We start from the raw sequence: 11,189 nt of genomic DNA, 5'->3' as shown, positions 1-11,189 counted from the left end.
CGACCGCCGGCATGCCCGCTGTTTTGGCAGGTGCGGCGGGAAGATACAGCGCGTACGCAAGATGGTTCACGAGCCGGCCGGCGCTCGGGCCGGCGGAATGAAACGAGCGCAGCCAGGTGCCGGGCGGCTCGACCGATGGCGCGCGTGCGGCGGGCGCGGCGCCCGTTCGTTTGGCGGCAGGGGCGGCGACGGCCGGCTTGATGGTGCGTTGAACGACCTTCTTGGCGGCTTTTGGGGCGGCCGGTCGCGGCTTGCCGGCGCGCTTCTTCGGCCGCGCACCGGTCGCGATGGAAAACAGTTCGAGATGCCGCAGCCAGAGGCTGGATTTCTTCCTGGGCATGTGCAGTTTCGTGCCGGCGGCCGGCCGTGACGGGAAGAGGCGGCCGACTCCACCGTCGGATGGAAGTCGAACGGGCGCGAAGCAAGGTTCGTGCTGCCGGTGCCGCGGCAACCGAAAGGCGGCGCCCGGCGGAACGGGGGTGACGCGCATCGATTATCGGCGATGCTAGCCGCCCGACGTGACGGGCGTGCGAATCGAAGCCTACTTCGGCCCTGAAAAGGACCATGGTGCATCCGGAATCGTCCGGTCCGCCGGGCCCTGGCCGCCGGGCGTTCACCGCCCGCGCAGTCGGAAATGACGACGGCGGCGATCGAATCGTCGGATAACGCCGTTATTCAGTGATATCGTGCGGTTCGACAGAAGCGTCCAACGTTCATTCCGTTGTGAGGGGCGATATGCGTCTTGCTGATTTCATCGTACGGAACATGGAAACGATCCTGGTGCAGTGGGAAGCCGTTGTTACCGGCCGCGAGGCACATGAACTCGCAGGGGCTACGCGACCACGCGCGCGAGATCCTGACCGCCGTCGCCAAGGACATCGCGACCCCGCAAACGCGGGAAGCGCAACACGAAAAATCGCTGGGGCGCGCCCCCGAGCCGGCGAACGCCAGCGAGACGGCCGCCCAGACGCATGCCGTTCTGCGCGCCCGGCGGGGCTTCAACATCAACCAGCTGGCAGCCGAGTATCGGGCGCTGCGTGCCAGTGTGCTGCGGCTGTGGATCGACGCGTGTCAGCCGGGGGCGCCTGACATGGACGACATGATCCGGTTCAACGAAGCGATCGATCAAGCGCTGGCCGAATCAGTCTCTTTTTTTACCGAACAGGTCGAACAGGCGCGCAACCTGCTTCTCGGCATGCTGAGTCACGACATGCGCACGCCGCTGCAGACCATCCAGCTCACGGCGTCGTATCTTGCCGCCCTCAATGCGGGTGAGGAAGTATCGGAGGCCGCCGCTCGGCTGATCAGAAGCGGCGGCCGCATGCAGGGCCTTCTCGATGACCTCTGCGATTTCAATCGCACCCAGCTCGGGCTGGGCATCAACGTCGTTCCCCGCAATATCGATCTCGCACATGTGCTCGACAATGTGGTGGACGAGTTGCGGGCCGGTCATCCGGATCGCGAAATTACCGTCGATATGCGCGGCGATCTCCGGGGTGAGTGGGACGACCAGCGAATGCAGCAGTTGCTGAGCAACCTGGTGAGCAATGCCATCAAGTATGGCGCGCGCGATACACCGGTGCGGGTGGTGGCCACGACGACCGGCGATGAAGTGTTCGTCGAGGTCGGCAACAGCGGGCCAGCGATCGATCCGCGCACGCTCGACCGCATTTTCGATCCGCTCGAGCGCGGGGAAGCGCGTCAGGGAAGGAAGGGTGACGATGCCGGCTTGGGGCTCGGCTTGTTCATCGCGCGGGAAATCGCCAAGGCGCATCGCGGCCGGATCGACGCGCGGTCCGATCAGACGGAAACCGTGTTCGCGGTGCGGCTGCCGAGAGGTGTATGAAGCGGGGAGCGCGGGCCGGGGGATGATTCGCCGTCGGGCTTGCGGTCGGCGGTGGCGAGAGGCCGCTACCGGCCACGAACGGCCGTCCGACACAGCTTTTTAGATCGTCGGCAATCGGTGCGGATAAGGGCGTAGCCTTTAGCGGTTACCGTCGATCAGATCGTTCAGCAGCGCATCGAACGCGGCCTGTGCGTCTTCAAGTTCCTGCAGGGCGGCATCAAAGGTTTGCAGCGCGAACGGCGAAGGCTCGCCGCTGCCTTGCGGCGGAAATTGCTTCTGCATCGAGGCGAACGTACTCTGCACGCGCAGCGTGGCGGCCACCATGCGCTCCATCGCCTGGGTTTCTTCGGCTCGGGCCTGTTCCGGATTCATTCCTCTCTCCTTGGATGGTTTTCTTGAAGACCAGATCGTACACGCTGTGTCCGTTCTTGCCGCCCTTGGCAGAACGACTCCGTTGAAGGTTCCAACGGCACGCTGCGGGAGAAGCGATTTAATCGGGAATGATTCCGCAGTCGCGCCGAGGCCAAGATACTCATCGAGCGAGGCTATAAAATCCCGCCGCAGGTCACAACGATTGGCCGCTTTGGATAAGTCTGAAGGGCCGTCCTGGGTCGGCTGTTGCCGCCCATGTCGGGCAGCAGTCGGCCTCGACAGTCGTAGGCAATCGCTCTCAAGCAGCCATTCGAACGTCGACTGTACCTTGCCAAAGGACACACGCGTGCCAATCGTATCCGTCGCGGCACGCCACGCCCTGAACGCGAAGGCGCGAATATGGGCGTGTCCGATCGTCTTGGGACACGCACACCGGACACCGGTCGATGCCGTGGCGCTTGACCCGGAATGCGACTCGGTCGCCGCTCGCCGCTACCGATAAACGGCCCGTGGCTGCGCTGGCGGGCGACAACTAAATTGACGCGAGCAGAATCATGCGCCTGGCTGACTGTGCGTCACGCCACGAGCAGACAAACGGCAGCGTGTACCCTAGACTCTTGCCGCAATGACCATCGAGTGGCCGGAGGCGGTCAACGAGAGCATCCGAGTCAGGGACGACATCGCCTTTGTCCATTTGATCAGCATCCGAGCGAGTCCCGAAAGGTTGGGCAACCGCATGGAAGCGTTGCTGCGGCAAAGCCGCTCGGCCGTCGCGGTGAAGCCTGTGAACGATAGAAGTATCCAAGGATGCTGTATGGCGACCAAGCTGTCATTTGAAGTTCTCGAAGTTTTGGATGCAATTGACCGGACCGGTACATTCGCCGAGGCGGCCGAGTTGTTGCATAGAGTTCCGTCCACGCTCACTTACCTTGTGCAAAAGCTGGAAAGCGACATGGATGTCGAACTGTTCGATCGCAGCGGCAGACGGACGAGACTCACGGAAGCGGGTCGTGCTGTTGTGGAAGATGGGCGTCGACTTTTAGACGCGGCTCGACACCTGGAGGCCAAAGCAAAAGGCATTCGAGACAGTTGGGAATCGGAGCTTCGACTATGCGTCGATGCAATCTTGCCAATCCAGTCCTTGTGGCCGTATGTCCATGCCTTCTACGACCTGGAGATGAATACCCAGCTAAGTCTTTCCACCGAGGTGCTTGGGGGCGTGTGGGATGCCCTGGTTACGCGGCGTGCCGATCTCGCGATAGGGGCGTTCGGCGAGCCGCCGCATGCCGCCAATATTGCGGCCCGGCCAATCGGAACCCTCCGGCACGTTTTTGTCGTGGCTCCGGACCATCCACTCGCCCGCATCCCCGAGCCGTTGGAGAGCGAAACGATCGCAGGATATCGAGGTGTTGTCATCAGTGACACTTCTCGCGAACTGCAACGGCAATCTGTGGCCACCCGTGACGGACAGCCACTGGTCATCGTGCCGACGCTCGCAGCTAAACTGCAAGCACTGTGTGAAGGTATCGCTGTCGGGATGCTGCCTGATTTCGTAGCGAAAGAACCGATACACGAAGGCAGGCTGGTCGCGCGTCGCATTGTGGGTGTGCGCGAGTTCACGAATGGCTACCTCGCTTGGCGCGAGGACAAGGTAGGGAACGCTTTAAACTGGTGGATTGCGCAACTAGACAGCACCGATCTGCTTGAACGGCTCTTGACGCCGCGTCAAGAGAGTAAAGGGCAGCCCGGGACGGCCACTTGCGCAGTCCGTTACTAAAGCGCGGCGTAACAGCCCATCAGTGCTAATGTCCGAGGATCTTCGCCGGTGCATGCAGTTGGACAGCCGAAGATCAGCTTGGCACTGAACCTTGCCGTTGAGTTGCCGAGGCATCCAATGGCTGCAGCGGATCGAACTGCGATGGTCGCACATTGCAGAGCATTGGCCGGCCATGTTCGGCCAGTTTCGGTCACTCGACGGTGCGGCCGGATTTGGTGACAATCAGCCGTTCTGCTCGTTTAGGCACGTAGACCCGCGATGAATCTCAACGAAAGATTAGTCGAAATAGCCCGCCAGTCGTCTTGGTGTATGTCTGCGCTGTCGGCCGCACGTGCAATGGGCCTGAAATCCTGGTGCATTGGCGCAGGGGCCATTCGTAATTTGGTCTGGGGCTCGCTTCACGGATATGTGACTCCGACACGCCCAGCCGACGTCGATTTGGCCTATTTCGACCCGTCCGATTTGTCGTCGATTCGCGATGCCGAAATCCAGCACAGCCTCACGGCGCAATGTCCCGAAATTCCGTGGGAGGTCACGAATCAGGCCGCTGTTCATCTCTGGTTCGAGAGCGCCTTTGGGCATCCGGTGCCCCCCTTCAGTTCACTGACCCAAGCCGTTGCGTCGTGGCCGGAGTACGCGACGACGGTAGGATTGACTTTGCTCGGTGACGGGACAATTGATGTCTGCGCACCATACGGACTCGACGACCTTTTTTCCATGGTGGTACGACGCAATCCTGCGCGTGTCAGCATTGATACCTATCTTCGGCGAATCCAGCAGAAAAGATACAAGGACCGCTGGCCCCGTGTGACCATCATCGTTTAGAAATGCCGCAGGCAGTCAAGGGGCGTGTTACCGACGGAAATCGACCATAGATGGTCAATCGACGCGAGAGGATTCCCGAATGCCCACAACAGCGTTCGTCGTTGATGTTCCCGCAGCCGAATCAACAGTAGCCGACCTTCGGAGCCGGTTTGATGCTACCTCTGATCTCGGCGTGCCGGCGCATATCACGGTTCTGTTTCCCTTCATGCCGCCTGACGAAATTACGCCCGATGTCCTTCGTCAGGCGCAAAGCGCGTTGAGTGTTGTGCAACCGTTCGAATTTATGTTGAGGAAGGTCGAGCGGTTTGCGGTCACCACTTATCTTGCTCCCGATCCGCCAGAACCGTTCGTCGCCTTGACGGCTGCGTTGGTCGAGCGCTTCCCCATGTTTCGTCCCTATGGTGGCGCACACGATGGCATCGTTCCGCATCTGACTGTCGCGCATGGCGATGCTGCGACAGCGCATTTGGCTGCCGTCGAGCTCGAGCATCGTCTGTCTGCGCGGGACGCGATTCGGACGTGCTGTAGCTCGGTCGCTCTGCTGGAAAACTCGTCGGGTCGCTGGAGGAAGATGCACCTGATTGATCTTCCAAATGTCTGCGTATAGTGACGATCGACCGCAGTCCGGTATGGACAGTTCCATGGCACTAGGCGTCTGGCCCACCTGAAACGAATGGCCGCTTTCTAGAAAACCGACCGTCCGCTCCGGGTCGTGTTACGCCTGTTGCATCGCGCGGCCGCCCAGCGATGTTCGTCGCGCTCATGCGTCGGGCGCGAGGCGGCCATTTTGAGACATTCGACAAAGTTGCTGGGATCCCAGACAATCGGACCGGCCCAATCTCATTGTGGGGGGAAGGTGTCACTGCAGATCGATAACGAAAGCTACATGAGTCGGCTGAGAAAGAAGGTTGGAAGCGATCTGATTTTGAGTCCGTCCGTTGCAGCTGTGATTCACGACCATGAAGGCAAATTGCTGCTTCAGGAGAAGTCGTCTGGAGAGGCGTGGAGTCTTCCCGCTGGTGGAGTTGAACTGGGCGAAAGCCCGCAAGAGGCCATCTTCCGCGAGGTCATGGAGGAAACCGGATATGTAATCCGCATTCACGGCATTCTCGGCGTGTTTGGCGGACGACTGTTTCGATACACGTATCCAAGTGGCGACCGCGTCGAATACGTAGTGACTTTGTTCCAATGCAAAATCATTGATGGCTCAGGGATACCAAGCGATCCTGAAACCACGTCAACTCGATATTTTGGAAGGCATGACATGCCGGAACTGGCGCTCCCGTATCCGAAGGACGACTTGTTTCTCCCTTTCTAAGATCACAGCGGATGCCGTTGCGGTTTCACGTGCTGCCAGATTCGGCCAGAAGCGGTCAGTCAGCGAGGCAGTATGAATTCGCGAAAGTTTTGATCCGAAGTATTGTTGCAGTGCGCTTCTCCATCGTCCTTACCTCCACCTATGTCACCTTCTGTTGACGAACTTCTCGCACTTGATGTACTGACGTTACGTGAGCACACTGAGCGAGCCGGCGACGCCTTCGACGTAGACGAGCATCGGGCGAAATTGTGCAAATCCTTGGAGATCAATGAGCTGTGCTACGTGCGACGGGACGGCAAACTCGTGGCTTATGCAATGCTTCGGCCGGAAGCAGGAGCGTGCTGGTTCGTTGGTGCGTTTGGTACTCATCCCTTGCATCGGACGTATACCGTAGTAAATGAACTGTTCGCGAAGATTGCGACGCTGGCGAGCGAACGACGGATCGGTGAGCTACGAAGCCATGTCTACAAGACCAACCGGTTGTCTATCGCGTTCCATCGCAAGCTTGGGTTTGTGGTGACTCGTGAAAACGAAAAGGGCTTCGAATTCTCCACCACACTGGATGAACTCGCCACGAAACCGGCGGTGCGGCGTGCTACCGCCAGGGCGACATCCCGTTCGGACTAGCGCTCAGGGCCACGCGTATTCACAGGCGCAACCACAAGCGAGTGCCCCGAGTACCCGAACAACTTCCGCGAAGCTTCGGGCATCAGGATGCGGACGTTGCCACCTTCATGAGGGGCCGCTTTCGGACCATGTGACTGTCTCGTGTGGGTCGGCGGTAGCCCATCGCGTCGAGTTGAATCCGCACCCAACACCGGACATTGGATCGGCGGGACTGAATCGGCGACAATCTATTGAAACCAAGTGAAACATCGACACAGGGGGCGCTGGTGTCCATCAATCGGGGCGAAACGGAAAGCACCTTCCCAACGCTGACAACTTCCCGGCTGTCATTGCGGGAGCTTTTGCCCAGCGACGCACCATCGCTGTTCGCGATGCACGGTGACGCTGAGGGTATGCGCTGGTTCGGTACCGATCCGATGACCGATATAGGCGAGGCTGACAAGTTGATTCAGGTATTTGCCGACTGGCGGCGCAGTGGCTCTGGCGTCCGTTGGGCTGTCGAGAGACTTTCGGACGGCCATTTACTTGGTACGTGCGGCCTCTTCCGATGGAATCGAAATTGGCGAAGCTGCGCCGTTGGCTATGAGCTAGCTACGTTTGCGCGTGGCAAGGGATACATGAACGAAGCGCTTTCTGCCGCGATCGATTACGGTTTCGACACGATGCAGATAAACCGTATCGAAGCCCAGGTCCACCCTCAGAACGCATCCTCTATACAAGTGCTGGAGACGCTGGGCTTTGTCCGTGAAGGGTATCAGCGTCAAGCCGGGTACTGGCGTGGTGCCTATCATGATCTCCTGCAGTTTTCGTTGTTACGTTCTGATTGCCTACGTCGTGGCTAACGAGCTGGTCAAAGCCCTCAGCTTCGCCGCATGAGCTGACCGTACCGGGTCGATCTGCGCCGGTCGCGCGTCACGGGGCGGCGGCCGGCCGCGTTCGGCCAGAAGCCGCCTTTCGTGCTTCGCCACCCGGCGTGTGCGTCTACTTGTCATCCCGAATCAGCCACGCTGACGCACGATTGAGCGCGCATGGCGCCCGACCGTTGTCACCGAAAGCTTCTGTCGATGGGCGAATTTTGTCCGGCCTAAAATCCTCTCGATCGATGTACGGGCGGGTCAAAACCGATGGAGCGCCGAGTGACGGTCATCGCACAACTTTCCGATATTCATGTCCGGCCTCACGGCGTCCTGTATCAAGACGCCGTGGATTCCAACGTCATGTTTTCGGCGGCCGTCGATTCGCTGAACCGCATTCGACCTGAGCCAGACCTGGTCGTCATCTCCGGCGACCTGACGGACGAGGGCACCGAAGACGAGTATCGAAAACTTCGTGAACTGCTCGTGGAGTTGAGGCGACCGTTCGTGGTTCTGCCGGGCAATCACGACGACCGTGGCAATCTGCGAGCCGCGTTCCCGGATCACGCGTGGCTTCCGGACGAGGGCGCACTCTCGTTCGCGCTGGACGTGGGCGAACTACGCCTCGTGGCGTTGGACACCTCCGTTCCAGGGCTACATCACGGTGACCTGGACGCCGAAACCCTGGCGTGGCTCGACACTGAACTTGCCGAGCATCGCAATCGGACCGTGGTTATCGTCATGCACCATCCACCGTTCATGACCGGCATTCCTTATCTGGACATCTACGGATTGCGAAATGCCGAGGCCTTTGCCGCGGTTCTGGCGCGCCACGACAACGTAGATCGCATTCTTGCCGGGCACGTCCACCGGTCGATGCAGACACGTCTTGGACGCGTTCCGGTACTCACCTGCCCGAGCACGACCACTCAGATTGCGCTGCGCGTTGAAGCGGACGCGCAGCCCGCTTCCTTTCTCGAACCCCCTGCATACATGCTGCATCGCTGGGCAGGTCGAGGTCAGCCAGCGGTTTCCCACTTGTGTTACGTGGGGCACTTCGAGGGCCCGTTCCCTTTCGCGTAAGCGCCCCGTCAACACATGGCGGTCGATGACGTACGAGGCATCGGCACGGCATGGACGGGCAATGACCGCTTGCGACCTCGGAGCACGTGAGCTCATCAGAGTCGCCCACCGGCGCAGCGCATTGCCGCGCCGGCAGGCTTTCCGCCCTCAATGCGCATCGACGAGCCGCGGATCGATATACGCGTCGACGTCCTGCGACTGCTTGTACACGGCGTTACGCACGTTGAACGCATTCGCGTTGCGCGTCGAGCCGTAGATCGAATCGAGCCCGTCGCCCTTGCGGAACGCACGCTTCGCGGCCGCCTCGTCGAGCAGATGCGTGCCCTTCAGCAGCGGAAGATATTGCGCCGGCGCGAGCCCGACACGCGCCGACATGATCTTGACCGCATCGGCCTGCGTCTTCGGATCGTTGATGTACGCGACGCAGCGATACCAGACCTTGATCACCTTCGCCCAGTCGGCGCGACGCGCGGCGAGACTCGCCGGCGCGACAGTGATCGCATCGTAGATCAGCCCCGGCGCATCCGCCGACGTGAAGATCGCCCGTGCGCCCGGCGCGCGCTTCAACGCCTCGCCGGCGTTCGGCTGCCATGCGGCCACCGCGGCGATGTCGGCCGACGAACCGAGTACCTGCGGCAGCTCGTTGGTTTTCGCATTCACGAGCGTGACGTCGCCGTCCTTGAGTCCGTGCTTCTGCAGCGCGGTTTCGAGCAGCAGATGGTCGACCAGGCCGAGCTCGACGCCGATTTTCTTGCCCTTCAGCGCCTCGACGGTGCGCAGCGGCGGCTTCGCGACGATCATGTCGTTGCCGGCCGAGTAGTCGGTCAGCAGGATCATCACGTTCTTCGCGCCGGACGCGCCCGTTACCAGCGCATCGCCGTTGGTCGCCGCGACCGCATCGAGCTTGCCCGCGGAAAACGCGTCGAGCGACGCCGAATAATCGAACCATTCGAAATCGACGTCGACGCCGGCCTCCTTGAACCAGCCCTTGTCGAGCGCGACCTGAAACGCGACCCAGCCGGGCCAGTCGCTGTAGCCGATCTTCAGCGGTGCGGCAGCGTGCACGGCAGGCGCCGCCCATAGCGTGGCGGCCGCGACGGCGGCGCCCAATGCATGACGGATGAAACGGAAGGACGGCAGGTGGCGAAGCGCCGGGGCGGGACGGGTCATCGTTGTTCTCCAGGAGACCGGGATCGGGATCGTCGATACGGACCGTGCGCGAGCACATGGTCCGGCTGCGTGACCGGTTCCTGCGGATGCGGAACGGACGAGCGGCCACGGAGAGGCGCGACGGCCGTTGCCATCGCCAATCTCCCGGGCTTTTGTCCCGCCGTGTAGCACGCGTGCATCCGGTCTTGCGACCGGACGAACTCGCGCCGGGCTGCTCTTGGACCAGACGTTCGATGATGAACCGGAACCCTAGCACCCCTAAGATGCGACGCCGCCGCACCTCTCGGCGTCATGCCGAGCGAGAAGCGTGCCAACGGCGCGCGGCAAGGCGATTCAACGGCGGCGGGTGGCGCGCTGAAGTTCGATGAAGCGGGCGGCGAACAGCGCGTGCAGTACGCGCCGGAGCAGGTCGAGCTTGTTCATGAAGGATCGGATATGAGGTGACGGTGCATGGGTTCAGCAATGCCCATGCCATCACGCATCGGCCGGTGGGCGAGCACGCGACGCGCACTGCACCGGTGCGCGCTTGCGTGCGCATGGTGCGCCGCGCGCCCGCCGCGAGGGCAAGCGAATGCGTCGGTCATTCGGATGTCGCGCGGCATCGCGCCGCCGGGCCGCGTCGTGCGGTCATCGAGCGGCGGCTGGCACGCAACTCGCTTATTCGATGCCCGAGAGGTGCGAAGCAATTTGCATCATCTTCAGGATCGCTAGGGTTCCGGTCGTGCGGCGTGTGCCGCGCGATGCCTGGTCCGAGAGCAATCCGGTCTTGCCTTCGCCTCGACGAGAGGAAACGGCGAGGCTCCACGGAGGGATAAAAGCCCGGGAGGTCGCGATGTCGTTCGGTCGCCCTCTCACGCCTTTTGTCCAACCGATCCCGGAGCCGCCATGTCGCCGAGCCCCCAAGCCATTCTTGCCCCGCCGCCGCACGTCGCGTGGGAAACGCTGATTCCCGCCGGAACCCACTGGTCCGGCATCCTGCGCCGCGGCCTCGCGCTGCGCATCGTCGACGTCGACGGCGGCGCGAACCTGTCCGCTGTCTTTCATCGCCAGGAAGACCTGCTCGAACGCTACAACATGGCCGACACGCTGAAGGCGCAGCACACCGCGCATCTGACGCGCGGCCATGCGCTGTATACGGACATGGGCCGCGTGATCGCGTCGATCACGGCCGACACGCTCGGCTGGCACGACCCGCTCGGCGGCGTCGGCGATGCGCGGCTGTTCGCGCACAAGTACGGCACGTCGTCGTACCAGGCCGATCGCAACGCAATGATCCGCAACGGCCGCGACAGCCTCGTGCTCGAACTCGCCAAATAC

At 61.6% G+C, this 11,189-nt stretch carries 10 protein-coding genes, 2 pseudogenes and 2 riboswitches; of the genes and pseudogenes, 9 read left to right on the top strand and 3 right to left on the bottom strand.

The window, feature by feature from the left end; translation table 11 throughout:
• Window positions 1–340, bottom strand: a pseudogene (locus JMF90_RS09020) (esterase); the annotation flags it as partial.
• A gap of 395 nt (window positions 341–735) precedes the next feature.
• Here JMF90_RS09020 and JMF90_RS09015 point away from each other — a divergent pair.
• Window positions 736–1,846, top strand: a pseudogene (locus JMF90_RS09015) (ATP-binding protein).
• A 138-nt stretch (window positions 1,847–1,984) separates the two neighbouring features.
• Here the strand turns inward: JMF90_RS09015 and JMF90_RS09010 are convergent.
• Entirely contained in the window at window positions 1,985–2,218 is a 234-nt protein-coding gene (locus JMF90_RS09010; protein ID WP_011549124.1) for a hypothetical protein, read from the bottom strand.
• Between the two features lie 814 nt (window positions 2,219–3,032).
• Here JMF90_RS09010 and JMF90_RS09005 point away from each other — a divergent pair.
• From JMF90_RS09005 to JMF90_RS08975, 7 genes are all read left to right on the top strand, one after another.
• Window positions 3,033–3,995 carry a LysR family transcriptional regulator gene (locus JMF90_RS09005; RefSeq protein ID WP_011549123.1) on the top strand — a complete coding sequence of 321 codons (963 nt, stop codon included), beginning with the start codon at window positions 3,033–3,035 and terminating at the stop codon, window positions 3,993–3,995.
• 258 nt (window positions 3,996–4,253) lie between these two features.
• Complete coding sequence (locus JMF90_RS09000; protein ID WP_082409482.1) at window positions 4,254–4,820, top strand: nucleotidyltransferase family protein; 567 nt, start codon at window positions 4,254–4,256, stop codon at window positions 4,818–4,820.
• Between the two features lie 79 nt (window positions 4,821–4,899).
• Entirely contained in the window at window positions 4,900–5,427 is a 528-nt protein-coding gene (locus tag JMF90_RS08995; protein ID WP_078041965.1) for a 2'-5' RNA ligase family protein, read from the top strand.
• Window positions 5,428–5,676: 249 nt separating this feature from the next.
• A complete protein-coding gene (locus JMF90_RS08990; protein ID WP_011549120.1) occupies window positions 5,677–6,138 on the top strand; it encodes an NUDIX domain-containing protein in 462 nt (153 codons plus the stop codon).
• Window positions 6,139–6,279: 141 nt separating this feature from the next.
• Window positions 6,280–6,765: a GNAT family N-acetyltransferase gene (locus JMF90_RS08985; protein WP_227745890.1), complete on the top strand. Its 486-nt coding sequence runs from the start codon at window positions 6,280–6,282 to the stop codon at window positions 6,763–6,765.
• Window positions 6,766–7,031: 266 nt separating this feature from the next.
• A complete protein-coding gene (locus JMF90_RS08980; RefSeq protein WP_011549118.1) occupies window positions 7,032–7,607 on the top strand; it encodes a GNAT family N-acetyltransferase in 576 nt (191 codons plus the stop codon).
• 294 nt (window positions 7,608–7,901) lie between these two features.
• Entirely contained in the window at window positions 7,902–8,702 is an 801-nt protein-coding gene (locus tag JMF90_RS08975) for a phosphodiesterase (protein WP_078041971.1), read from the top strand.
• A gap of 147 nt (window positions 8,703–8,849) precedes the next feature.
• Here the strand turns inward: JMF90_RS08975 and JMF90_RS08970 are convergent, their stop codons facing one another.
• Complete coding sequence (locus tag JMF90_RS08970; RefSeq protein WP_011549116.1) at window positions 8,850–9,872, bottom strand: ABC transporter substrate-binding protein; 1,023 nt, start codon at window positions 9,870–9,872, stop codon at window positions 8,850–8,852.
• Window positions 9,873–10,011: 139 nt separating this feature from the next.
• Window positions 10,012–10,136, bottom strand: a riboswitch (guanidine-I (ykkC/yxkD leader).
• Between the two features lie 432 nt (window positions 10,137–10,568).
• Window positions 10,569–10,700: riboswitch (guanidine-I (ykkC/yxkD leader) on the top strand.
• Window positions 10,701–10,757: 57 nt separating this feature from the next.
• Here JMF90_RS08970 and JMF90_RS08965 point away from each other — a divergent pair.
• Window positions 10,758–11,189, top strand: a 432-nt coding sequence (locus JMF90_RS08965; protein ID WP_201325055.1) for a DUF1989 domain-containing protein, incomplete at its 3' end; no start/stop codon positions are given.

The sequence above is a fragment of the Burkholderia sp. E168m23 genome, from assembly GCF_016586125.1.
Taxonomy (GTDB): Bacteria; Pseudomonadota; Gammaproteobacteria; order Burkholderiales; family Burkholderiaceae; genus Burkholderia; species Burkholderia orbicola.
Note: the sequence above shows the minus strand (reverse complement) of the source record. Positions and strands in the feature narration are given on the sequence as shown.